Source organism: Paenibacillus pseudetheri (genome assembly GCF_924513355.1).
Taxonomy (GTDB): domain Bacteria; phylum Bacillota; class Bacilli; order Paenibacillales; family Paenibacillaceae; genus Paenibacillus_AQ; species Paenibacillus_AQ pseudetheri.
This window is the reverse complement of the sequence record NZ_CAKMAB010000004.1, coordinates 256,445-281,082: the sequence shown is the minus strand read 5'-3', so window position 1 is coordinate 281,082 and position 24,638 is coordinate 256,445. Positions and strand designations below refer to the sequence as shown.

The window sequence follows — 24,638 nt, the reverse complement described above, 5'->3', positions numbered from 1 at the left end:
TCAAAACACTTCTATTTGAAATATGATGCTTGTTTGTCGCCTCTTCTATGGAAGAATCACCAGACAACACCTCGTTAACAGCAGCTAGTTTCAATTCCTTTGAGTATGTTTTCCATGTTCTTGATTCCTTCAACCCGTCCAAACCATCCGCTTTATATTTCCTGATCCATTCTCTAACCGTGTGCGAACTAAGACCTAGCTGTTTTGCCTCATAGTTTGGATTTGATTTGTGCTCAAGGCACAGCCGTACGACATGTAATTTTACTTTTAAAGAGGCTGGACTTCTTTTAGACATTAGAAAAACTCCCATCATTGTAGCAGTAGAAATTTTTGTTTTTTCTACTGTCTACTATGATGGGAGCATATCAAAGTCGTCAGTGTCTTTCATTTCGTATATTAGTTTAGAGGAGCTTAGAGCCATCTCGAAAAATTTTTATGAGTTACTTTGATCTGATTTCGTTCGGCCCAAGCTTTTAACTGTTTCATCACTTCATCTTCATCTTTTTGTGACAAAAAATTAAAACATAATTTATAAGGAACAAATTTATTCACTTTAGGTCTAATCCCAACTACAGGACTAAAATATCCTTTTATATAAATATCATTAATCCGCTCTGCTTCTATTCTTAGATCTTCTATTAATATAGATTCCGGTTGAATCTGAATTTCAACAACTCTTCTGATGGTAAATATCCTGTAGACTAACACGAATGCGACAATCAGACAAATAATAGCCTGACCATAAAGTAAACAAGAAAGCACCAAATCGTCGCTAGCTGTATAGCGATAGTTCAGGTTATAAATTTGAAATATTTGAATCCCCATTAGCAGACTGATATACACCAGCAGTGGTATTAACGACGGACGCCTTACTCTATAAACCCCTATATGATCCATGTGCCCCTCCTTTTCTCACGTCCATATAGATTACCATATGTTATAAAAAATGGATATTACATCTTGGTGTTAGGAGAAAAAAGATGGGGCGCCCCATCAGCCATTTCAAGGCTCTCGGAACACCCCTTATATTGTCACAGCCCCTTAGAGCCATCTCATAAATCTTTTGTGAGACAGTTTAACTTGATTACATTCAGCCCATTTGGTTAGTTCTTTCATTCCCCTGTATTCTTGGTCAAGAAAACTAAAACATAATCTATAGGGGGCAAATTTATGATCTAAAGGCTTAATCCCTATTACTGGCTTGAAATAGCCCTTTACATAAATATTCTCAATTCGGTTTGCTTTAATTTCTTTATTTTCAACTATTATTGAGTCCGGAAGAATCTTGATTTCAATGAACCTTCTAATCGTAATGATCCTATAAAGCAGTACGATTACAACTATCAGACAAAAGATTACCCAAAAATATCCGATATACGAAAGTACTTTACCGTTCGTATTTTTTATGACGCTTGTCAAAAGTATGCCACTTGAAAAAATCATTGATAGCAGAAGTGACATTAAAGAAGGACGACTCACCTCGTATACTCCTATATTATCCATGTGCCCCTCCTTTCCTCACGTCCATATAGATTACCATATGTTATAAAAAATGGATATCGCACTTTTATTCACTTCACAGGAATCTCAATCACTTTATTGTATGCCTTCAAGTAATACATTCCTTCTATAAGTAGTGACTCAGGCTCTGCTTGTGTATCAAATAATAAAGTTCGTTCCTTCATTAGTTTACCGTCCGCTTGCTTTGTCTCTTTCTGATTGATCGTTGTTTTTAAAGGCGTATTCCCGTTATTCGTTTCTATAGACACACCATCCAGCATTACATCATCATCAGAAGCGATCGTTAGTTCGATCCCCTCAGAGGTTTTGGATACATTCTTTACCCATAATTCTTTGTCGCCCAGCATAAATGGCTTATCACTAAGGGAAGTCAGGGAATACTTTTCGTCCAGCTTTTGATATCCAGGAAACTCTTTAACGACTAGCTGCATGGAATGTAGCTCCTTAGGCAATGTGTCGAAGCGAATATCAAATGTTCTTCCACCTAATGAGGTTTGATTGCCACTACCCAAGATCTCTACAGGTGTTCCATCGACAATTAATTGTATCCCATGTAATCCAAGCTTCACTCGATCAAAATTATCGACATCCAGCTTCCCTTTTACTACAGTCATCGTCGGTGTAGCTGTGATCGATTTGAAGGTAATCGTACCTTTGTCGACTTTAACCTTCTTGTTAATCGATTGTTTAATCTGAGTTTCCATGGCCTCATTGGGGTTATAAGGGAACGTAACTGTTCCTTCGCTCATCTGACCGTTCTCAACTAGCTGCTGCCAAAAATGTAACGTTAGTTTTTTTGAAAATGGATTTACGCTATCAAACGACATCTGTCCTTTAATCTCCGTATGCCCTTCATTGATTAATGCAGTCCCTCTTACTATGTTAGAATCAGTTAAAAACCCGCTTATTTTAGAGGGTCTAAAAGCGTCTACAGACATATCCTCTAGTCCATTTGAGTTAGTTAAGGTGTAATACATAATGAATTGATTGGCGTCCGCCATAATTCCGTTAATGGTAAGAGTTGTTCCGTCTAGTAACGTAGTTTTCTTGTTGATACTTTGTCCCAACCCTTTTTCATTTAGCTGTTGTAAAGTTGTGCCATTAAGCAATTCATCAAAGCCAAAAAGTTGTTTGCCATAATAAGCAAAAGCATTGTAGTTTTGTCCAGATATTACTGTCACCAATAAAACAACTGCCGCGATCTTCCAAATCGGTGCTATTTTTTTCGTTCTTTTTGCGGGAGCCGAATTCAAAGCCCTTCTTAATCTCATTTCTAATTCTTCAGGTGCGGTAATGGACGCTATGTGCTTCTTCTCATCAGCTAATCGTTGCTCGACGTTATTGTTCATCAACATCACCTCTGTACTGATTTTTGAGCGTTTGTAATCCATGGTAAATTCTTGATTTAACCGTTCCTATCGAAACCTTTGTAATGTCAGCTATCGTTTGATAATCGAAATCATGAAAATATTTTAATTGAATCGCTTCTCTTTGATGCTCATTTACTTGTAACAACAAGGCCTCGATATCCATTTGTTGCTCACTTCTACGATAAGGATCACTACTCACAGCTTGGTCTAATTCACTATCGTCAATGATACTCCAATCCTCTAACAGCACCAGCTTCCCGCGCTTATGAAGTAGTTGTTTACAGACATTCACCAGAATCGTCTTACTCCAGCTATAAAAAGCTTCTTCTTTCTTTAGTTGACCGATCTTTTCATAAAGCGTGACGATCATTTCCTCCATGGCATCCATGGCATCATGCGCATTCCTCATATAGCTGAACGCTAGCCTATAAAAAACGTCTTTTTCAGACATGATTAAGTGGAGCAATGCTTCTTTATTCCCCTTTTTGGCTTTTTTCACCCATCGTGCGACATCCATGCTTTCACCTCTCTCCCCTATAAGAGTTAGGAGTACCTTAAAAAGTTCATTTCCCATAAAAATTAATTTTATATATAAAATCTATGGTTTCATTCACCCAAATGTAATATTAAGGAAAATAAGTCTCTCTTATACCCCAATCTAGTTGATTTTAAACACTTCAAGTAATAGAATGAACTAATCTAAAAGAAAAGGATGGGCATAAGAGATGCCGTTTAAAGAACCTCGTACACTCAGTAAAAGATCCCTTTTATTTTTCTCTCTCATTATGCTAGTTAAAAGTTATTTTGCTTGGTATTTTCTCTTTGAAGACGGGCCTACGTGGACCACATGGCTAAAAGAAATCCCGTTTGTGCTTCTAGTCTTTTGCATGATTGAATGGTTCGCAACGAAACGAAAAATTGCCATCTACATGCTGGTCAATGTGTTGATCACTACCCTATTTTTCTCACTCATTGTATATCATAATCATTTTGGCATTATTGCTACTTCGCAAGTGTTAGATCAGGTCAAACAAGTTGGAGCCGTTAAGAAAAGTATTTTCTCGGTCATGCGTCCGCAATATATGCTTATTTTCGTGGATATCATTGTCATTGGTTTGGTCATGTTAAGAAAACAGAAGGCACTTAATTGGAAAAAAGCCATGTCGCGTAAAAGTAACCGGAAAGCGGTTGCGATCTTGTTCTGTATTTCCATCGTCATTTGCGCAATGAATATTTTTCCTAACCGAGCCAGTATGAACGAAACCGTTAAAGCCGAGCAAATGGGCATTCTCAATTATGAAGCTTACTCTCTATTAGCCAATCAAGAAGAAGAACAAATCGACGTCGCTAAGATTACACAAGCAGCAATTAACGAGACCAAAGGAATTCAAGCAACCTCAAATCCGGTTCAATTTGGAGCCGCCAAAGGAAAGAACCTGGTCATTCTTCAGATGGAGTCTTTCCAGAACTTCTTAATCAATCTAAAGATTGATGGAGTAGAAATTACGCCGAATATGAATAAGCTTGCGGCTAGCAGTTACTACTTTCCGCGTTTCTACCAACAGGTTGGACAGGGAAACACTTCGGACGCCGAATTCATTGTAAATACTTCTTTCTATGTTCCACCCGATGGTCCAGCCACTCAAATGTATGCGCCCAAAGAACTTCCAAGCCTACCTAAGCTACTTCAAGCGCAAGGTTATGATACGGCAACATTCCATACGAATGAAGTCGACTTTTGGAACCGTGGCGAGCTTTATAATGCTTTAGGATTTAATCGATATTACGATAAGGAATACTATGGTGAAGAGGACACTGTATTTTACGGGGCTTCTGATGAAGTATTGTATGAGAAAACAGCTGCAGAGCTAGCAAGGATGGATCAGAAGGATCAGCCTTTCTACTCTCATGTTATTTCGATGTCAGCGCATAATCCATTCTCGATCCCTGAGGATAAATACAAAATGGCCCTTCCAGAACGATTCGAAGGAACGTTAGTCGGAGATTATATTCGTGCTCAGAATTATGCTGACTATGCACTTGGACTTTTTATTGATGAGCTCAAACAAAACGGGGTATGGGATAACAGCTTGATTGCATTGTACGGAGATCACCGCGGGCTTCCTATCTTCTCTCTAAAAGAGGACGATCACGTCCTATTACAGGAGATCCTAGGTCATAAATATACGGAACGCGAATTGATTAATATTCCGTTGATCCTATCAGCGAAGGGAATTACAACGCCAAGTGTAAAAGAACAGCTAGGCGGACAAGTGGATATTTTGCCTACTGTATCTAATTTATTGGGTGTTTCTCTTGCGGATCATATTCATTTCGGACAAGATTTATTGAATCAATCGACTTATAACCTACTTCCTCAGCGGTATTATTTGCCAACAGGATCTTTCGTAAATAATGAAGAGCTCTTTCTATCTGGCAGCGGCTTCCAGGATGGTCAGCACTATACCTTATCTGGTGATGGTAACCACGCGCAACAAACGACAGAAGATGAGTTCGATCGTGCGTTAGAGCTTCTTCATTTGTCCGATAGTTATGTGACACAGTTACCGGATAGAGTGATTGAGGAAAAATAAGCTTTTATATACCAAAAACACTGCATACACCAAATGGGTGAATGCAGTGTTTTTCTATATCCGTTTACTTATTCTTTTACGACCAGTTTTAGAGGTGCGGCGATCAGTTTCTCAACCGTCTTGCCATCTAACACGTCTTTCGCTGCTTGAATTGCTAACTGTCCAATTAATGCAGGCTGCTGAGCAACGGTTCCTGTGAGTTTACCCGCCTCAATGGATTTAAGTGCATCTTCATTTCCATCAAAACCGATGACAGGAATATTCTTACCTGAACTCTGAATCGCTTCTATAGCACCAAGAGCCATTTCATCATTATGAGCAAAAACCGCTTGTACATCTGGATTTCCTTGGAGTAGGTTCTCCATAACGGTCAACCCTTTCGTACGGTCAAAGTCAGCGGTTTGCTTCGCAATGACATCAAGCTGAGTGTCGGCAATTTCATGGAATCCTTTCCCACGTTCGCGGGTAGCTGAAGCTCCTGGTGATCCTTCTAGTTCAATAACCTTTGCACCTTTTCCAAGCTGCTCTATAATATACTCAGCCGCCATCGATCCACCTTTTACATTATCAGAGGCAACAAGGGCTTTAATATCTCCCTTATCTGCAGAACGGTCCAAAGTAACGACTGGAATATTTAGACTGTTAGCTGTCTGAACAACCGTCGAGATCGCTGAAGAGTCTACTGGATTGATTAACAGCGCATTTACACCTTTTTGCATTAAATCTTCAACGTCATTACTTTGCTTGGCCGAATCATTCTGTGCATCGATCACGAGAACTTCCATACCTAGCTTCTTAGCTTCTGCCAAAACTCCATCTTTTACAGATACAAAGAACGGATTGTTCAAGGTAGATATGGATAATCCAAGCTTCATATTCCCTGGGCCCCCGCCGTTGTTTGGCTTAGCCCACTCTGGAGGCTCTAAGGAACAGCCGGTCATAAGAATCAAGAGTAAGGAAGTAAAAATTAATGTGAGCTTTTTCATGTGGAATCCCCCTTATACGGCTTTCTTACGGTCTATGAGTACAGCAATCGCAATAACGATCCCTTTAACTACCATTTGGTAAAATGATGATACGCCGAGCAAGTTCAAGCCATTGTTCAGAATCCCGATAATAAGGGCACCAATCAATGTGCCTACAATACGTCCACGGCCACCTGTTAAGCTCGTCCCCCCTAATACTACTGCCGCGATCGCATCCAACTCATAGGATGTACCCGCTGTTGGTTGTGCTGAATTCAATCTCGAGGTCAAGATAGCACCAGCCAATGCTGATAACATACCGGTTAAGGAATAGATCATTATTTTGATGCGGTCTACTTTAATCCCTGAAATAATGGAAGCTTTCTCATTACCACCAATGGCATACGTTTTACGGCCAAATGGCGTTTTGTGCAGTACAATCCACAGGACAGCGAATACAATTATCATCGTGATAGCAGGTACAGGTATTCCTAGTAAATATCCACGACCAAACAACTGGAACGTCATGCTGTCACCAAGACCTGTGATCGGATTACCATCCGTATATACAAGCGTTAATCCGCGGAAAATAGTCATGGTCGCCAGCGTAGCGATAAAAGGCGCCATTCTGCCTTTCGTAATCATCAGTCCGTTGACCATCCCCATCAGTCCACCCGCTAAACAACCGACAATAATAGCTAAGATCGGATCCCAACCAGACAACATCAAGTTGGCCGTAAAGGCACTGGATAAGGCTAGAATAGAACCTACTGATAAATCAATACCACCTGTCAGAATAACAAAGGTCATTCCAAAAGCGATAAGCGCATTAATTGCGACTTGTCTAAGTAAATTCAGTATATTTAGAGGTTCCATAAAGCTTGGATTCAGCACAGTTACAATAATAATAAGAATGATTAGCCCTAGTAATGGCCCTAATTTCTGCGTGATTTGCCCCATTTGGAACCCTTTTTTTACACTCTCATCTTTGATAGTAGTCATTACTATTGCCCCCCTGTAGCTAACGTCATGATTTTTTCTTGTGTAGCTTCTTGTTGTGAAAGTTCTCCACTGATTTCCCCTTCATGAACAACAACGATGCGGTCACTCATCCCTAGGACTTCAGGAAGTTCTGAGGATACCATAATAATGGCGACGCCACGCTCGGTTAATTCGTTCATGAGTTGATAGATTTCTCTTTTAGCCCCAACGTCGACGCCGCGTGTAGGCTCATCAAGGATAAGAACACTGAGGCCAATACCAATCCATTTGGCGATAACTACTTTTTGTTGATTACCCCCAGATAAATTCCGGACCAAAGTGGATGATGATTGTGTCTTAATGTGTAGCCGTTTAATAAGCATGTCGACGAATTCTTGTTCCTTCTTAGCATTGATTACACCCTTAGGGGCGAAGTCGTATAAATTCGTCAGCACCATATTATCCCGAATAGAGAAATCTAGGACTAACCCCTCATCTTTGCGGTCTTCGGTAACAAAGCCGATTCCAGCTTGCATAGCGTCATTGGGATTCCGAATGGTAATCTTCTGTCCCTTCACCCAAATCTCACCTTGGTCTAAAGATTCCAGTCCGAATAAGGTTCTCATCATTTCTGTACGTCCAGATCCCATTAATCCAGAAAATCCTATGATTTCACCAGCTCGCACAGAGAAATTAGCATTTTTAAATTGCCCTTTCTTGGATGCATTCTTAACTTCAAGAACTACTTCTCCAGGTTTAGAAGTTCGCTCAGGGAATCGGTCTGTTAATTCACGACCTACCATCTTCCGGACTACATCGTCAAAGTTAGTTTCAGGAATAGGCTTCGTATCTACGGTTTTCCCGTCTCGCATAACGGTGATTCGATCACAGATCGTAAAAATCTCTTCCATCCGATGCGAAATATAGACGATAGAGACGCCTTCTTTCTTCAGTGAGGCAATGACTTCAAATAGTTTCTGTATTTCTCTCTCGGTTAATGCAGCGGTTGGCTCGTCCATAACAATAACTTTCGCATGAGTCATAAGCGCTTTAGCGATCTCAATCATCTGTTTTTCACCTACTGAACATTCCCCCGCCTCTTGATTCAAAGGAATGGTCACAGAGAGCTTAGCAAACTGTTCATTTGCTAACGCTTTCATCTCTTTCCTATTTAACAGGCCGAATTTGGATGTTCGTTCCTTGCCAATGAACAGATTATCCAGAACCGTCATATCTGGCCATACATTCAGCTCCTGATGGATAAATGCAATGCCATATTGTTCTGCCTCTTTGGGATTCGCAAAGTATTTCTCCTGATCATCTATACGAATGGTGCCTTGGTCACGTTGGTGCAGACCGATCAGAATATTCATCAGCGTAGACTTACCTGCGCCATTCTCACCCATCAGGGCATGAACTTCACCATCCTTAAGTTCAAAATCCACACCGGTCAATACACGGTTAGCGCCAAAAGACTTATGAATATCTTTCATCGTAATGTGCATACACTTAGAACCCCCTTTTTATCCAAAATAGACCCCGGCTTGTAGAATACAGTTTGCATATGGCTTAGCTTCACCCGTGCGAATAATAACCTTAGCCTGCTGGGTCAGCTGCTTAAATTGCTCATGTGAATACGCCTCTATCGGTATTCCCTTAAATTTATTATTCAAGTATTGAGAGGTGACTTTATTATCAGTCTCTAATTCCTCTGCAACGATCACCTTTTCGATGACCATATCCTCTGAAATCATATCAACGATATCTTGGAAGCTAGGGACCCCTAGTTTAACCGCTAGATCAATCTTCGGAACACCTGGTGGAACTGGAAGTCCAACATCTGCGATGACAATTGTATCGGTATGACCTAAGTCCGCAAGCACTTTGGAAATATGACTATTTAATACTCCGTGTTTCTTCATAATTACAGATTCGCCTCCACCTCTGCTCTTGTTGGCATACCACCTTGAGCACCAAATTTAGTAACGGATAAAGATGCTGCTCGATTGGCAAACTTTACACTATCCAGGATGGAGCTGCCTTCAGCTAAAGCAACTGCAAATGCCGCATTAAAAGTATCTCCCGCTCCAGTCGTATCTATAGCGTTCACTTTGTAAGTAGGAACCAGAACTTCTTGTTCTCCATCGTAAAATCGTACGCCATTGCTTCCTTCTGTTATAAACAGCTTGTTCGGATACTTCCGTAAAGCATCTATAGTACTCATCCCGGGGAATAAAATCGTACATTCATGTTCGTTCGGTGTCAGATAGGCGGCATTTTCTATAATCGTGTCACTGATGGGACGAGCAGGAGCTGGATTAAGCAGCATAGGTACATTGAATTTATGGCAAAGCTCACTTACATAAGACACCGTTTCTTCGGGTATTTCTTGTTGGATTAGCACCATATCAGACCCTTTTATAGCATCAAGTGCTCGCTCAACCAACTTAGGAGTGACTAAATCATTAGCTCCTTTTACAACGATAATACTATTATCACCTTCTGCTAAAATGATGTGAGCTATCCCGCTTTTGACATGTGTAACCGGTTCCACATTGGTTGTAATAACCCGATTTCTCTTAAGATTCTCCATGATCTCCGTACCATAGAAATCTTCACCTACACAACCAACCATCGTAACGTCTGCCCCTAAACGCGAAGCAGCTACAGCCTGATTCGCTCCCTTGCCTCCTGGAACGGTAGCGAATTTCTCTCCAAGAACAGTTTCCCCTGCGTGAGGTCGCTTGGATGAGGTCACCACCAAATCCATTGAACAACTTCCGATTACACAAATCTTAGCCATGTCCATCAACCTTTCTTATGTTGTCATCTATTCTTTTCTTCTTGTTGTTTCCCGCTCCACAAAGCTGACGGGTAATTGAATGATTTTATCTTCTACTTTATCTTGCTCAATTAACTTAATAAGTAAACCAGCCGCTTCTCGGCCCATGTCATGCGCCGGCTGACGAATGGTTGATAGCGAAGGTGACAACAAACTGCTAAGTGGGATATCATCAAATCCAATGATTTGGAGATCCTGTGGCACTCTTTTACCTAAGCGATGTGCTTCATGAATAACTGCTGTCGCCACGATATCATTACTGGCAATTACACCATCTGTATCTATATATTTATCAAACAACTCTACAGCCCATTGTTCCGCTTCTGTGTGGGAGAAGGATGAAGTCTGGATCACTTGATAAGTGATTCCCATTTCATTAAGTACTTCAATCGCACCTTGAAATCGATCTTGCGCCGGTTTAATATGCGCCGGTCCTTGCATGACTGTAATCTTGGTGCTTCCCCGTGCAATGATTTCTTGAGCAGCAAGTCGTCCGCCCTTTCTGCCATCTGCATATACGGAGGGACTGTCATTAGAAGTACGGTCAAGAAATACAACCGGAATTTTCAAATTAGAATAAATATCTTTCTCAGGAAAATTAGTGGATGAGATCATGCCAATGACATTATTTTGGATAAAGGTTTGAATATAATCCAATTCCTTTTCCTCGTTCTCATCACTATTACCAAAGATTATCCGATAACCATGCTCCTGCATCCGGTCTTCTATCCCACGTGCTAATTGCGGGAAGAATGGGTTCGTAATGTCAGGTAATAGTAGTCCTATTAATTTGGATTTCCGTTTATACAATGACCTTGCAACCTCATTAGGGGTATAATTCATTTCTTTGATAGCTGCCTCAACTTTTTTTCGAGTATCGATATTCACATAACCAGATTCATTTAACACCCTAGAAACGGTTGCTACTGATACTCCAGCTATTTTTGCAACATCTTTAATCGTCATCATGATTCATTTCATCCCCCAATGTGTAACCGGTTACATGTATTACATTAATTAGATTATCATAAAACCGTTTTCATTACAAATCTTTTTTCGTTCCAATATATAACAAAAGATATCGATTGAACTCGATATCCTTTGTGAGGCTATAAACCAGTTCACAATCATGGTCCCTTACCTCGAACACTTTCACAAACCAAGCTGCAGAATTCTCCAAGTCTTTAACTGGGATCACATTATAAGCAATACCTAAAATTCTTCCAACCTCCATCGAATACCTCCTTGACCTTAGACTTTTGTCTTCTAAAGATCTCTAAAGACTTTTATCAGCAAATCGATTTAATAGTTTGATTGTATTAAAATGCATCCCTTCATGGTAAAGCGTGAAATTTATGAATTCTCCGATTGTATTTAAAGTTAATCCACTACCCGTTGTAAGAGGGGTTACTTGCTCACTTAAGCGATTGTGCATAGCTTCCTGAATACGTTTGGGTTGCTCCGAAAGCATCTCTATTAACACTTCAAGTGTTGGTGGTTTCTCGCTCCACTCAGCAGGCTTAGTACCTTTTGCAAATAATTGTTCAAAGCTTTCCGGCAATTGCATAAGCTCCCTAACGGAATGAAAAGCGAACTTCTCTTGCACCAAATAAATATGTCCCAAGTTCCATCTAATGTTGTTATTAAAGCCCTGTGGAATGATATCTAGTAGTTCCTCGGAAAGAACTTCAACTGCACGAACAGTAACACTACGTACAAATTCAATTTGTTTGAACACGATTTGGTCCATCATAGCCCCTCCTATTTTTTATCCATAGTTTACCATGCACAACAACCGAATCCCAGCAGTTAGTACGAATTGTAAAAATATCTCTTTACAAAAGAAAACGGATGGTTTATTTTAACATTAAGTAATCATTAAATATTAGTCGTATTATCCCAAGATTTAAATTTTATAACAATATATATCGGAGGTTATGATGGAAGATAACATGAAAGATACCTTACTATCGAACATAAAATTTGCGTACAACGAAGCTTTGGAATTCATTGTTTCTATGGGAATGATTGCTTGTGAAGAGCAGTTGCTTAAGGCAGCAGAGGATTACAAACTTGAAATGGACCCACAAGCGTTGTCTTATCATAAAGATGCACGAGCACGGTTGTCACCACACTCCTACCGAGAACTTCAGTTTTTTTTCCAGTACAACTTTTTTCATAAAGCACTCGATTTTGCTTTCTATGAATCCATTTGCACCTGTCCAGAACCACAAACAGCTGAAGCATGGATAAATCGACTGGAAAAGAGTCCTGCAGAAAAGGTAGTCGCTGAAATGGTATATGGTGTGTATTACGATAAATTAGATGAGTTGCTAGAAGGAAACGATTGGGAAATCGTCAAGAAGGATACCCGCTTAATGGCTGAGCTTGTGGCAAGAACAAAACCGCAGCTGGATGTGATTGAAGCGCAGGGGCCATTACTAGAGTGTCTTGCTTATCCCGAAGAAACTAAGCTACGTTATATGCAGCTCTTAAACCAGTTCTACAAGGATGTCTTTTCACTTTGGAAAGAGGAGTTAAAAAGGGAGTCTGAACAAGCCTCTCAGCGTTATGAAGGTCTGTTCCTAGCGAATCCTGAAAGATTCATTCGTGATATCAACAAAAATGAACCTGCAGTTTATGATGTTCCCACTACTTTTCATGTCAGCTTCTTCTCACAAGTTGGGAATCATGTTCTCTTCTTTTACGCAGGAAGTTCTCGTATCGCTTGGGTTATATTCGGCATTTTTAATGATCATGTATTCGGACCGGCTGCTGATCGAGAGAAAACTGAACTTTTTTTAAAAGCATTCTCGGATAAACGACGTTTAGACTTCTTGCTGCTCTTAAGGAATCGCCCTCACTATGGACAAGAAATTGCATCAGCACTTGGCATAACGCCCGCGGCAGTAACTTATCATGCCAACTTCCTATTCTTTTTAGACCTTATCGAACTAAAAAGAACCGATCATCGATTATATTACCATCTTCGAATGGATAAATTGAGAGAATTACTTGCCGTCACCACAAAAGTCATGCTCGATGAGGAACCTCCTATCTTTTAAGTGAACCGTCAGCAAATTCAAACCATAGTGGGGAGGGTCTAAAATGAATGGATCTACAAACATAGAAGCAGACTCGATTAAAAAATCCAGAGTAGTTTCTAACACTTTTATGCGTTTACTGAAACTTGGAAAACCCTATTTAGGCTGGTACCTCATATTATGTCTCTTAGCAGCCGTTGTTTCCCTTTCAACAGTTGGGATAGCCGAATCTTTACGACGTATAATCAACGCTGCTACGAATCAGAACATGTCCTTTTTGATGTCTGGTGCTATCTTTGCTCTAGTAATCGTTATTGTAGATGCTTTAGCCAGCTTCTTATTGACTTATTTATCAGGTGTGCTTGAATTCAAGTCGACCTCCAAGCTTCAGGTATCACTGCTAGCTAGATTATTAAACGTAGAGATGAAAGATTTGGATCGTTATCATTCTGCTGATCTCATTAGTCGTATCAATGATTCTGCCCCAGCTGCTCAGCAAGGTATCAATCAGAAGACGATTGAACTATTCAGTAATCTGATGCAAATTACATTTCTTCTAACTTATCTGCTCTCACTCCAATATGCCTTAACGCTCGGAACTATATTGATTTGCTCGCTAGTTCCACTTGTAATGATTCCCTTCACTTCCCGTCTACGTTCCATGCACGAGCAAAGACAGCAAATTGAAACCGCTCAACAAATGTTTATACAAGATACGGTACAGGGAGCTGAGGTTGTGCGTGCCTTCTCCCTTGCACCTAAGCTGCATAATCAATTCACACAACGTATTAGGCAATATTTCAACATTCATTTACCTGTCACACGCTTAGAAGCTGTGGGCTATAATATGCCCTTTGCCGTTATTCTTAGTGGATTACTATATGTTCTCTCATACGGCGGATATCTAGTTATCCAAGGGAGATTGGATGTGGGGGCAGTAGCGGCATTTCTGATTTGTTTCGAGCAAATTACAAACCCTGTATCAAAGCTGGCTAATCTATGGACAGAATTACAAGCCTCGCTGGCGCAAGGTAAGCGATTGTTTGAAGTCCTTGATTTACCAGAAGAAGACGTAAGCCGTGAATGTAATCAGGAAGATTCTCATAAAGAAACGCCGATGAATAACAACCAAGCGATTAGTGGCTTGTACCCCATCACCTTTGAGAACGTCGGTTTTCATTATGGTAATCATCAAGTATTAACTAACGTCAATCTAACCATAGAACCAGGTAAAGTAACTGCGTTTGCAGGTCCTAGCGGCAGTGGAAAAAGCACCCTCCTTCAATTAATACTCGCAACCTATGAACCTAATGAAGGGGTCATCCAATCTGGTAAGTTGCCGTTAAGCAGCATTCCCCCTCGGGCTTGGCGTAATCATTTGGCTTATGTTTCTCAAGAGCCTTATCTGTTCACTGGAACTCTATATGAAAATATTGCTTGGGGAAGGCCAGACGCAACCTATGAAGAAATTATTAAAGCAGCAAAAAGTGCGGGGATACATGAATTTATAATGAGAACCCCACTTCAATATCAGACTTCTATTGGGGAACGGGGCCATACCTTATCTGGCGGCGAAAGGCAGCGGCTATCTATTGCCAGAGCGTTTGTCCGAGCGCCTAAGCTTCTCCTTCTTGATGAACCCACAGCTGCACTTGATAGCCATAATGAGGAGATTGTCGGCCAGGCCCTGCAAGAACTCATGCATGATCGTACAACGGTTGTTATCGCTCATAGACTATCTACCATCAGAGATGCAGATCATATTTATTATATGGAGGCGGGTTCTATTGTTGAAGCTGGGACTCATCTGGAGTTAATGACTTTACAAGGACAGTATTACAATATGGTTGAGACCTCAATGAAGAAGGCTGATATTTCTGCTCTGGTCAGGGAGGTTGAGATATGAATGAGATGGAATCCAAGAATCTTAAACTGGGGTATGCTCTGCGTAGATTAATCTCTTACGCCAGCCCTTATCGAATTGGGTTTATTGTGGCTGTACTCCTGCTCTCTGCTAAACTCGTAATGGACATAGGATTTGCAGCCATTCAGCAAGTATTTATTGATACGATCAACAACGCCAATATGGATGCATTAACACGCGTAACTGTAATCTGTGCCATTGCTTGTATTATCATTATCTGCTGTCTTATGGTGCAGCATTACTTCCGTTTCGTTATGCAGAGTCGAATGGCTTGGGATATTCGTGCGAAACTGTTTGACAAAAGTCACCGAATTCCATTCCGTTACCTTCAGTCCATGCATTCAGGTGATTTGACTTCGCGTAACACTAAGGATGCAGGGATGGCCATGGGGATGATAAACAGCATCGTATACGATTTAAGCTATAATCTACTTCTCTGTTTCATTTCCTTTCTATATTTGGCTAAAATGGATGTCTGGATCGCCCTGTTAGCTCTTGGATCGGGCCCCCTTGTTTTTCTTTCCGGACGTTTCTTTGATCGCAGATTACGAAAATTATCTACTCAAATATATGCAAAAGAGGCAGAATTACGAGGAATCTTACAAGAAACGCTTCAAGGAATGAAGGTCGTCAGAGCCTTCTCGCTTGAAGAAACTCTCTTAAATAAATATGCGTTAGAACGTGAGCAGTTAAGAAGAATGCAGTTGCGAAAATCGCTTCTAAATGGTCTCTTATGGCAATCTTCTGCCTTTATCAACAATCTCGTAATGGTGACATGCGCCGCTTTAATTGCGTTATCAGCTCTAAGTGGCGGAACATCAGCAGGTGAAGTACTCGCTTTTATTATTTTGATGGGTAGGGTTCAATGGCCTTTTGTTCATATGTCTCAAACATGGGGAGGTGTGCAGGAGGCATTAGGTGCAGCTGACCGCGTATTCGCTATACTTGATGCACCTGATGAAGGAGCTACTCATCCTTTGCCAGAATCCAGCTCATCAACATTTGCCTCCGTAGAGGTGGCTGCATTACAAATAGAGGATGTCCACTACAACTATTCGGGTAAAACGGATAATGAAGCCTCCCTATTTACAGGGCTTAATATTCATATACAACATGGAGAAACTATCGCGGTTGTCGGGCCAAGCGGGTCAGGGAAGACGACGCTCGTTCGATTATGTAATGGACTTTATGAGCCTACTGCAGGAAGCATCACGGTTTATGGAAAGTCTGTACATGATCAGCTTGAAGAAGCACGTGCAATGATTACCTATGTTCCCCAAACCCCTTATTTGTTCTCAGGAACTATACGAGACAATATCGCCTTCAGTTCTAGTACAGCTAGCGAAGAGGATATTCGAGAAGCCGCTCGGCTCGCAGGTGCAGAAGAGTTTATTACGAAGATGCCCCATGGTTATGACACTATCCTAGGTGAACATGGATCGACTTTATCTGGTGGACAAAGACAACGCATAGCCATTGCCAGAGCTTTTCTTCGTGATGCTCCGCTCCTACTTCTAGATGAAGCAACTTCCGCACTCGATAACGAATCTGAGCGAATGATTCAGCAATCACTTGATTTATTAATGAAGAATCGAACCACATTGGTTATTGCACACAGACTATCCACCATACGTGAAGCATCTAGAATTATCGTGTTAAATCAGGGTTCGATTGTTGAGGAAGGTACACATGAGTCTTTATTAGAAATGAATGGACTATACTCACAATTATATAACATTCAATTTAAATCATCTGAAGCAGAAGACATTAGTGCACCTGAGTTACTTCAATTACATTCCAATCTTTGATCTCAGTTCAGCTTATACATCTTAATTCATTAATAATAATGATTAAGGTGTATGAGCTAGTGGGTGTATAAATTATTTCTTTTCTTTTAATTGTTTCATGACGAGCTTAATAAATGACTGGATATAGCTTTCTTGGAGCTCTTTCTTTCTGTGGCTCATCCATATCGAATGCTTAGAGACTACATTTTCCACTTCAACCTTGGCTAACATACCCTGATCAAGATAAGGCTTTGCTAACAACGCAGATACAAAACTAATCCCATAACCGGCAATCACGGCTTGAATAACTTCATTTACTCCATTAAATTGAAGCTCGATCTTCGGTTGTTGTACCTTTCTTTCTTCACATAATTGTACAATTCTCTCTCTGGCTGCACTACCTTCTTCCCTCATAATAAATGCCTCAGCCATCACCTCCTCAAAGCTAACCTCCTGCTTGGCAAAAGAGTGATTTGAAGAAACTACGAACACATACTCGTCCTTGTATAACTCCCGATGTTCGAATACCCCTATATTATGTGATGGAAACGCCATATCACTATAAATCGCCACGTCTGCTTCAAAGTTATTTAATTGTTCCATGACTTCATGAGAATTAGTAGTAGAGATCTGAATTTTAACCTCCGGAAAAGATTGTTTGAATAATGATGCCCACCGGGGGATGAGTATGCTTGTGGCCAGATAATTACCTGCAATCCGAATATGGCCCGCAGGAAATTTATGATAATCCTCAATAATCTGCTGTACCTGTTCACCCATAGCAAATAACCTTTCAAGTGGTTCAATCAGTTTTATCCCAATCGGTGTTAGCACCATTCTCTTTCCTATGACCTCTAATAATACGATATTATTCTCCCGTTCAAATTTGCGGATCTGCGCTGATATAGCGGGTTGACTAATGTGCAAACGTTCAGAGGCTTTGGTCACACTTCCTGTTATCGCAACATAATAAAACAATTTTAATACATGATAGTTCATCCTGATTTCTTCCTAACTATATAAAATAAAATCATATTTAACGGACCTTCGGCCTTCTTATTATAACTATACTTTATGGATATTAACTATTATATATTGTTTATTTATAATTATTTATCTTATACTTACAACTATTCAAAAGGGAGGTTTCGTTAATGAAAGAGACAGTATTATTTCTAACCCGTCACGGGCAGACCGAATGGAATTTGCAGAAAAGAATGCAAGGACATCAAAATTCAGCGTTAACAACCTTGGGCGAACAGCAAGCGGAATGGTTGAGAGATCGTTTGGAAGGCGAAAATATAGGTGCAATTTATTCTAGTACTAGTCCAAGAGCATTGCATACTGCGCAGATTTTACGAGGAAATCGGAGTTTATCGATTCATCAGCAAGCTTCATTAATGGAAATTAACATGGGCATTTGGGAAGGAATGAACACAGATCAGATTGAACAAGAATATCCTTTACAGTACACCCATTTTTTCACCAGACCTGATCTTTTTATTCCTCCAGCCCCAGGTGAGACCTATAGTCAGCTTGAACAAAGAGTAACGCCGACTATTGAGCGTATCATTAACAATAACGAAGGACATGAGGTACTTATTGTCACGCATCGGATGACCCTGAAAGTCATTATGGCTCATTTTCTCAATAAAACATTGCAGGAATTAGGGGAACTACCGGATATTCTCTCCACAGCATTATGTAAAGTAACCCTAACTGAAAACAATACAACCATTGATCTGTACGGCGATACATCACATTATCAATAAATCAGTCTAAAAAAAGGCAACTCCGATTTAGACGGGGTTACCTTTTTAGACTTCAACTTTAAATCTCTACACTTTTGATTGTAAAGCTACGGACCTTCATCCATTTTCCTGAAATGAATTCATCAATCGTTTTCGTCTTGGGTCTCACGCAAAAACGATGTTTGCTCCCTTTATCAAATCCCACCGCTTCAAAAATCAGCCCGTCACCCATTTGCTCCTTAAAGAACACTTGCTTAAGTCCCAATCTATTTAACATTTCAAGCTTTACACTCTCAATATACGTACGTGAATACTCCTTAGACATATGTGTTCCTCCTAGTAGTGGTAGTAATATTATAAGATCAATATTTAGAAAATCAACTGAAGTTCACATAATCACAAAAAGAAAGAAGCCCGCCCATAGTCTATGGATTGGCTTCTACTGTTTGAGATGATTACGAAAATTATTTAACTTCTGTTGTTCCAGTCACTTTTCCATCAATCTTTGCAGATGCTTTCAGATCTTCGCTTGTGAAGTAAAGGTTACCATCAATCGTTGCGGTTTCAGGCAGAGTAAAACCTTTCGCTTCTACATAAACATCGCCTTTAATCGTTCCGCCTTCAACTTTCAAATTTTCACTTTGTACAGTAAACTTTGGTACAGTTAGTGTATAACTGGCAGTGATCTTGTGATCAGCGTCTTGCGAGTAAAGGGCAATCTTACGATAGATGTCGCCATCAGCTGCGCCTTTATCATGGAATTCTCCAGCTACAACAACCTCTTCAGCAATCGTTACATCATTTAGAATCGCAATAATCCAGTTTCCATCTTTGCTTACAGCCTTCGTAAATGCATCTGCTTGATTCACGATCGAGGCAGTAGTGACTGCATCTGTCTGCTCAGCAGCCGGAGCTGAAGTTGCCGCCGAATTGGTTGCTTTATCCTCATTTGCACCACAACCAGCCAATACCGCTACCGAAACCCCTGCCACTAAAATCATTTTAAATAGTTTCATTTCGTTTCCCCCTAATTTTGATTATGAATTAATTATATATTAAAATTCTTAATAATTAAGTGAATGATTTCACAAATTTGTGTCAGTATATAAAGCGGTTTCACAGCACTCTTTCTTCTCGTGTAGAATTCGTATCCATGAGTTACACCTCTTCTCGTTGACTAATTTAGGTTCTTAAATCTATTTACCCAAATTATTAAAATGATCACAAGAATCAATTTTTTCTTGGTATAAAGTCAATCGTTGACTCTGCTTAAGTGTTGATGATAATATTTGGAAATAAATATCTCAGCAAGGGAGAAGTTTACTGGTGAAAAAGACTACAATGAAGGACATCGCGCTACGAGCTAATGTCTCCGTTGCAACTGTAAGCTATGTTCTGAACCGCGTCGATAACCAAACCATTCCTGAGAAGACCCGCAATCAAATTCTGTTGCTTGCCGAAGAGCTTCATTACATTCCTAATCTAGCAGCCCGTTCGCTTGCCAATAAAAAAACGGGATTGATAGGCGTACTTGTCAATAATTCTGCTTATATGCCACCTTGGAAACTCTATGCCCAGTTCACATTTATTCGAGCTCTGGAACAACGTTTAACAGATGCTGGATACCATACGCTGTTATACTCTCTTGGTACTGACCATCCTTCTTTAGATATCATCGTCGAAAGAAAACTCGAAGCTGTCTTTCTGATCGATGTCCGTGATGAATCTTTCTATTCGATTTCCAAGCAATTTGTAGAAGGCATCCCCTTGATTTTGATCGACAGCATGATTGAAGATAAACTGTTTAAGCAAGTTCTTTACAATTATCGTTCAGCTCTCCAAAAAATAATGCCTATGGATCTTTCACAGGTATGTTTGATTATGGAGAATTTCAATAACACCCTGCTCACTCACTTTATCCAAGACAGTCTTCCTTTACCTGAGAAAGCGATATTCAAAGTTCAAAATCTGGAGGAATTGAATACAATCTTATCGGAGGGGATCTACAAAGAAGCTATAGTTATTAATGAGTTTATCGGAAGTTATGTTGAAAAATCCGGGGTATTCGCACGTCTTTCTGTTCTATGTACCTGCAATTGCCCAGAAATGCTTGGAGAAGATGTTCAGAAATTCATATTCACTGGGGATAAATCAGGCACTGCTTTTGAACTAATGCAGGAGTTATTACATCGTTCTGACTACTCTGAACAAGAGAATAATCGTTATTTTGTTGATTAATTTTTTTTAGCATTAACTTAAGCGTTTAAGTTTAAAGGAGAGTTACTAATGACAGATCCTGGTTTAGCAAAACATACATCCACCGCTGTTCAATCCTATCCAACCCTTTGGGGAAACCGGAGATTCATGCTGCTACTCAGCTCGTATTCCATTTCCTTGTTTGGAAATACCTTTCACAGTATTGCTTTAAGTTTATGGGTACTTCAGACGACCGGAAGTGCTAAAATGATAGCTATTATTACAATAATCAATTTATTGCTCAGTTCTTTCCTTGGATCCATAGGAGGCACATTCGCAGACAGGATCAATCGCAGAACCATTATGTTAATCACAGATTTGATAAGCTGCGGTCTAGCAGTTACGCTTGCTTTAGCTATTTCCATGTCTTCTACATCATTCATTATCGTGGCCATATTAACGGGACTTACGACAGTCTCAGCATTATTCCAATCCCCTGCGTATCAAGCTTCAATTACCACTGTAGTTGGCAAAGAACATGTGCAAAAAGCAGTCGGGATTCTGAACCTGTCAGAGAATGTCTGTCGGACGATTGGGTATTCGGCTGGAGGTATTTTTGTAGCGAGTTTTGGACCGGCAGATGCCATATTATTTGATGGAGCTACATTTTTCGTTTCCTTTCTACTGGTTCTTGCTGTCCGTTCCCTTCCACTCCTAAACCGAGTGAATACCGGACCTAAAGAAAAAAGAAAATTTACACAGGATCTTGCGGATGGCGTTCGTTATATTTGGAGATACCCCTTCGCCCGAGCAATAATCGTCATGCTCCCCACGCTCACTTTGTTCTTTATGCCTTCACTGATGCTAACGCAAGTTATGGCCGTCAAAGTATGGAATTCTAGCCCCTTTCAGTTTGGACTCATGGAAGCCTGTATTCCACTAGGTTATATGATTGGTTCCAGCATGATCTTGTTTCTCGGCTCCAAATTAAAGAATCGCGGCTTCTTTATCATGACTGGACTGCTATGTCTGGGTCCCCTATACCTCCTGTTATCGTTCGTCACTACTGCTGCATTAGCCATTCCCATCATTCTTCTTATTGGCTTTATGTTCTCATTCTGTACATTGCTGATAAATACTATCCTCAGGCTGGAAGTTTCGGAGGATATACAAGGTAGAGTCTTCGGTGTACTAGGTTCCATTATGAGTGTAGCACCCTCACTTGGTCTTACAGCCGTATCATTCCTGTCCGATCACTTCAGTCCAGCCCCTGTCATGGGTTCCATCGGAGTCCTGCTACTACTGTTTGCTTTATTAACCTTGACCAAGTTAAAGGTGATTCGTAATTATAAGTAATTTTATATCCTATCTAATGATCATTGTCGCCCGTTTTTCCTAATTACACGCCGATCACGAAGCTCAATCAGGAATTGAACAACTATAATGATCAATAAGAAAATTCCCACGACACCTGTTAAAAACGGATAAATTAGAGGGAAAAGTACGCTTGGATAACTTTTACTAATATCTGAATAGAAGCCCATACCCATAAGCGATGTACCAGAGAACTCGATAAGCTTGACACCTAGATGATTATCACTTCTTTGAGCATAACTCAGCACTTTTTCTTCTATACTCCCATCATGTGAAATCGTGATTATTTTCCATTTTCTCTTATCCATCGGCTGGCTATCATCTGTAAGTCTTTGGACTATACTAATTTCTTTTTCTCCAGTCTTTCGATCCTTAACCGTGAGAATATCTATCCATGAAAAATATCTGCTTCCTCGTTCCCGATTAGACAGCCATACTTCATCAGAGGTTGAGATTTTTTGATCATTTAATAAAAACTGAACTTTGACAATATCACCAGGCGGGACATTTTCCTCTTCATCCCAAAGGGTCAATTCTGCTTTCCTGCCTGTATTTTCTTCTAGGATCTTAATTCGCTTATTATCAACCGTTAGTTCTTGAACGTTTAACGTGTTATATCCTTTTTCAGCATGGTTTATCTCATAACGCTGATTGATTTGATCTGAAACAATATACTCTCGGATATAGTTGAATAATGGGTTAAAAGAAATCGCTAACAAGAACAATGAAATCGTCGATAAAACAACTATTTTTTTCATAACGAACCCTTGTGAGCAATCGTCAGCTTAAAATTTTGTCTTGAGCCACCTTCGAGGCCATTTGGAACCTCATCATGCATAGGAACGAAACCTAACTTCTGATAAAATCTTCTAGCAGGTTGACCCTCTGGATGATCCTCACCAAATGTAGTAACGAGAACCTCTGATGGGGTATCGACACTTTGGAGTATATGATTAATCAGGGCTGTTGCGACTCCTTTATTTCTTTCTTCCTTTAAAACTGACAACCAGCCAATCTTGTAGTTAGGGGCATTGGTTGAAGAAAATAATATGCCTCCAAGTAATCCTGAACCTGGCGAACCATTGTTTTCTCGTACACAAAAAGCACTTTCTCGACTGATGTTTTTTTCTAAAGCTAGAGTGAAATTCGGATCATCTACCATCGGTCCAAAAAGGGACTCTACCTCTGCCGCCAGCTCCAGCCACCCTCTTATATCTTCCGTCGTAGCGTTTACTACATTCATAAATAAGTTCTCCTTTTGTAGTCTTGGCTACACCAATCAGTAAACTTTTTCTGAAAGAGTACAGTTGGATAAGGCAGTATCCCGCTGATAATTTGAGGATTTAAAGCTTTCACTGCATATAGCGCTTTGTCCGTTTGTAGGCGATACATTCTGTGCAGAAGACCACCTGTTACCTGTTCAGGTTCATTTTTCAAATGACCTAACTCATATTTTGTACATAGCGTTTCAAAATTTAAGTTATAATTCAGATTTCCCATGTTATGTATCCCTTTCCTATCAATCAGAATCCCAATTTAAACAACCACGTCGACAACTTCTCTTCCCGCTCTTTTAAGTCCCCATTTATGCGATTGAATTTACCAAGCCTGTGCTCAGAAGCTATGCTGCCATCCAGCATATATAAGACACGTTCTGCCTGAGCAGCAACCTTCGCATCATGCGTAGCTAGTAGAATCGTTGTACCCGTCTGATTAATATCTGTTAATATCTCCATAATTTCACTAGCAGCTTTAGAGTTTAGTGCACCTGTTGGCTCATCACCAAAGAGAATATCAGGCTCATTGATGATTGACCTGCAGATCGCTGCTCTTTGCAGTTGTCCACCCGACACTTGTGTAATATCACGCTCAGCGAGTGCGGAGATTCCGGTTTTTTTCATTAGCTCAGTGGCTCTGTTATTGATGGTTCTACGACTAACGATTTTAGCTCGATAAGCGGATAAGATGATATTGTCCCGAATCGTCAGGTTTTTTAAAAGATGCATCTGCTGAAAAATAAATCCCATTTGATTTAGACGCAGTTCAGCTAATTCACTCTCAGAAAGACCACTGATGTCCTGCCCTTTAAAAACAACACTTCCTGAAGTCATCCGATCCATACCGCTGATCGTATAGAGCAATGTTGATTTCCCTGAGCCAGAAGGCCCCATTATAGCTACGAATTCTCCCTTTGATACCTGTAGATGAACATCTTTTAATACCGTCTGCGGGGTTCCTTGCCCGGTTACAAAGGTTTTATTTAAACCCTTCGTCTCTAATATGAACATA

At 40.2% G+C, this 24,638-nt stretch carries 27 protein-coding genes; 7 read left to right on the top strand and 20 right to left on the bottom strand.

What is annotated here, in order from left to right:
- From L1028_RS05740 to L1028_RS05720, 5 genes are all read right to left on the bottom strand, one after another.
- A partial coding sequence (locus L1028_RS05740; protein WP_234532238.1) for a helix-turn-helix domain-containing protein occupies window positions 1-295 on the bottom strand: 295 nt, incomplete at its 3' end.
- Window positions 296-411: 116 nt separating this feature from the next.
- On the bottom strand, window positions 412-897 hold the full coding sequence (locus L1028_RS05735; protein WP_094874760.1) for a hypothetical protein: 486 nt from the start codon (window positions 895-897) through the stop codon (window positions 412-414).
- A 144-nt stretch (window positions 898-1,041) separates the two neighbouring features.
- Window positions 1,042-1,503, bottom strand: a complete 462-nt coding sequence (locus tag L1028_RS05730; RefSeq protein WP_234532237.1) for a hypothetical protein — start codon at window positions 1,501-1,503, stop codon at window positions 1,042-1,044.
- Window positions 1,504-1,571: 68 nt separating this feature from the next.
- The gene (locus tag L1028_RS05725; RefSeq protein ID WP_234532236.1) at window positions 1,572-2,912 is read right to left on the bottom strand and encodes a DUF4179 domain-containing protein; all 1,341 of its coding nucleotides are present in this window, start codon (window positions 2,910-2,912) and stop codon (window positions 1,572-1,574) included.
- Entirely contained in the window at window positions 2,860-3,408 is a 549-nt protein-coding gene (locus L1028_RS05720) for a sigma-70 family RNA polymerase sigma factor (RefSeq protein ID WP_234532235.1), read from the bottom strand. Before L1028_RS05720 ends, L1028_RS05725 begins: the two co-directional genes overlap by 53 nt.
- Window positions 3,409-3,616: 208 nt before the next feature.
- Here L1028_RS05720 and L1028_RS05715 point away from each other — a divergent pair, with 208 nt between their 5' ends.
- Entirely contained in the window at window positions 3,617-5,485 is a 1,869-nt protein-coding gene (locus L1028_RS05715; protein ID WP_234532234.1) for an LTA synthase family protein, read from the top strand.
- Window positions 5,486-5,553: 68 nt separating this feature from the next.
- On the opposite strand, the gene rbsB is transcribed toward L1028_RS05715, so the two are convergent.
- From rbsB to L1028_RS05675, 8 genes are all read right to left on the bottom strand, one after another.
- A complete protein-coding gene (rbsB, locus tag L1028_RS05710; RefSeq protein WP_234532233.1) occupies window positions 5,554-6,471 on the bottom strand; it encodes a ribose ABC transporter substrate-binding protein RbsB in 918 nt (305 codons plus the stop codon).
- 12 nt (window positions 6,472-6,483) lie between these two features.
- Window positions 6,484-7,452 (bottom strand): ABC transporter permease subunit, encoded by a 969-nt coding sequence (locus L1028_RS05705; protein ID WP_234532232.1) that lies wholly within the window; start codon window positions 7,450-7,452, stop codon window positions 6,484-6,486.
- A gap of 2 nt (window positions 7,453-7,454) precedes the next feature.
- Window positions 7,455-8,936, bottom strand: coding sequence for a sugar ABC transporter ATP-binding protein (locus L1028_RS05700; protein ID WP_234532231.1), 1,482 nt, complete (start codon window positions 8,934-8,936; stop codon window positions 7,455-7,457).
- 18 nt (window positions 8,937-8,954) lie between these two features.
- A complete protein-coding gene (gene rbsD / locus L1028_RS05695) occupies window positions 8,955-9,353 on the bottom strand; it encodes a D-ribose pyranase (protein WP_234532230.1) in 399 nt (132 codons plus the stop codon).
- 2 nt (window positions 9,354-9,355) lie between these two features.
- Window positions 9,356-10,234, bottom strand: a complete 879-nt coding sequence (gene rbsK / locus L1028_RS05690; protein ID WP_234532229.1) for a ribokinase — start codon at window positions 10,232-10,234, stop codon at window positions 9,356-9,358.
- A 27-nt stretch (window positions 10,235-10,261) separates the two neighbouring features.
- Window positions 10,262-11,242, bottom strand: coding sequence for a LacI family DNA-binding transcriptional regulator (locus L1028_RS05685; protein WP_234532228.1), 981 nt, complete (start codon window positions 11,240-11,242; stop codon window positions 10,262-10,264).
- 73 nt (window positions 11,243-11,315) lie between these two features.
- Complete coding sequence (locus L1028_RS05680; protein WP_234532227.1) at window positions 11,316-11,507, bottom strand: hypothetical protein; 192 nt, start codon at window positions 11,505-11,507, stop codon at window positions 11,316-11,318.
- A 42-nt stretch (window positions 11,508-11,549) separates the two neighbouring features.
- A complete protein-coding gene (locus L1028_RS05675) occupies window positions 11,550-12,026 on the bottom strand; it encodes a DinB family protein (protein ID WP_234532226.1) in 477 nt (158 codons plus the stop codon).
- A 184-nt stretch (window positions 12,027-12,210) separates the two neighbouring features.
- Between L1028_RS05675 and L1028_RS05670 the strand changes: the two genes are divergently transcribed.
- The 3 genes from L1028_RS05670 to L1028_RS05660 are packed head-to-tail and all read left to right on the top strand — an operon-like array spanning window position 12,211 to window position 17,049.
- Complete coding sequence (locus tag L1028_RS05670; RefSeq protein WP_143759557.1) at window positions 12,211-13,338, top strand: helix-turn-helix domain-containing protein; 1,128 nt, start codon at window positions 12,211-12,213, stop codon at window positions 13,336-13,338.
- Between the two features lie 43 nt (window positions 13,339-13,381).
- A complete protein-coding gene (locus tag L1028_RS05665) occupies window positions 13,382-15,223 on the top strand; it encodes an ABC transporter ATP-binding protein (RefSeq protein WP_234532223.1) in 1,842 nt (613 codons plus the stop codon).
- Complete coding sequence (locus L1028_RS05660; RefSeq protein ID WP_234532221.1) at window positions 15,220-17,049, top strand: ABC transporter ATP-binding protein; 1,830 nt, start codon at window positions 15,220-15,222, stop codon at window positions 17,047-17,049. Before L1028_RS05665 ends, L1028_RS05660 begins: the two co-directional genes overlap by 4 nt.
- A 72-nt stretch (window positions 17,050-17,121) precedes the next feature.
- Here L1028_RS05660 and L1028_RS05655 read toward each other — a convergent pair whose 3' ends face one another.
- Window positions 17,122-18,027 (bottom strand): LysR family transcriptional regulator, encoded by a 906-nt coding sequence (locus L1028_RS05655; protein WP_234532219.1) that lies wholly within the window; start codon window positions 18,025-18,027, stop codon window positions 17,122-17,124.
- Window positions 18,028-18,182: 155 nt separating this feature from the next.
- Here L1028_RS05655 and L1028_RS05650 point away from each other — a divergent pair, with 155 nt between their 5' ends.
- Entirely contained in the window at window positions 18,183-18,800 is a 618-nt protein-coding gene (locus tag L1028_RS05650) for a histidine phosphatase family protein (RefSeq protein ID WP_234532218.1), read from the top strand.
- Between the two features lie 58 nt (window positions 18,801-18,858).
- Here the strand turns inward: L1028_RS05650 and L1028_RS05645 are convergent, their stop codons facing one another.
- Both L1028_RS05645 and L1028_RS05640 read right to left on the bottom strand, forming a co-directional pair.
- Window positions 18,859-19,104 (bottom strand): hypothetical protein, encoded by a 246-nt coding sequence (locus L1028_RS05645; RefSeq protein ID WP_234532215.1) that lies wholly within the window; start codon window positions 19,102-19,104, stop codon window positions 18,859-18,861.
- A 139-nt stretch (window positions 19,105-19,243) separates the two neighbouring features.
- On the bottom strand, window positions 19,244-19,795 hold the full coding sequence (locus L1028_RS05640; protein ID WP_060622855.1) for a polymer-forming cytoskeletal protein: 552 nt from the start codon (window positions 19,793-19,795) through the stop codon (window positions 19,244-19,246).
- A 310-nt stretch (window positions 19,796-20,105) separates the two neighbouring features.
- Here L1028_RS05640 and L1028_RS05635 point away from each other — a divergent pair, with 310 nt between their 5' ends.
- Window positions 20,106-21,017 (top strand): LacI family DNA-binding transcriptional regulator, encoded by a 912-nt coding sequence (locus L1028_RS05635; RefSeq protein WP_234532212.1) that lies wholly within the window; start codon window positions 20,106-20,108, stop codon window positions 21,015-21,017.
- Window positions 21,018-21,065: 48 nt separating this feature from the next.
- The gene (locus L1028_RS05630; RefSeq protein ID WP_234532211.1) at window positions 21,066-22,331 is read left to right on the top strand and encodes an MFS transporter; all 1,266 of its coding nucleotides are present in this window, start codon (window positions 21,066-21,068) and stop codon (window positions 22,329-22,331) included.
- 20 nt (window positions 22,332-22,351) lie between these two features.
- On the opposite strand, the gene L1028_RS05625 is transcribed toward L1028_RS05630, so the two are convergent.
- From L1028_RS05625 to L1028_RS05610, 4 genes are read right to left on the bottom strand one after another with little or no spacing between them, the layout of a single operon-like run.
- Window positions 22,352-23,107 (bottom strand): hypothetical protein, encoded by a 756-nt coding sequence (locus tag L1028_RS05625; protein ID WP_234532210.1) that lies wholly within the window; start codon window positions 23,105-23,107, stop codon window positions 22,352-22,354.
- Window positions 23,104-23,592, bottom strand: coding sequence for a GNAT family N-acetyltransferase (locus tag L1028_RS05620; RefSeq protein ID WP_234532209.1), 489 nt, complete (start codon window positions 23,590-23,592; stop codon window positions 23,104-23,106). Before L1028_RS05620 ends, L1028_RS05625 begins: the two co-directional genes overlap by 4 nt.
- Complete coding sequence (locus L1028_RS05615) at window positions 23,589-23,849, bottom strand: hypothetical protein (RefSeq protein ID WP_234532208.1); 261 nt, start codon at window positions 23,847-23,849, stop codon at window positions 23,589-23,591. Before L1028_RS05615 ends, L1028_RS05620 begins: the two co-directional genes overlap by 4 nt.
- 23 nt (window positions 23,850-23,872) lie before the next feature.
- Window positions 23,873-24,637: an ABC transporter ATP-binding protein gene (locus tag L1028_RS05610; protein ID WP_234532207.1), complete on the bottom strand. Its 765-nt coding sequence runs from the start codon at window positions 24,635-24,637 to the stop codon at window positions 23,873-23,875.
- Window position 24,638 lies beyond the last annotated feature (1 nt).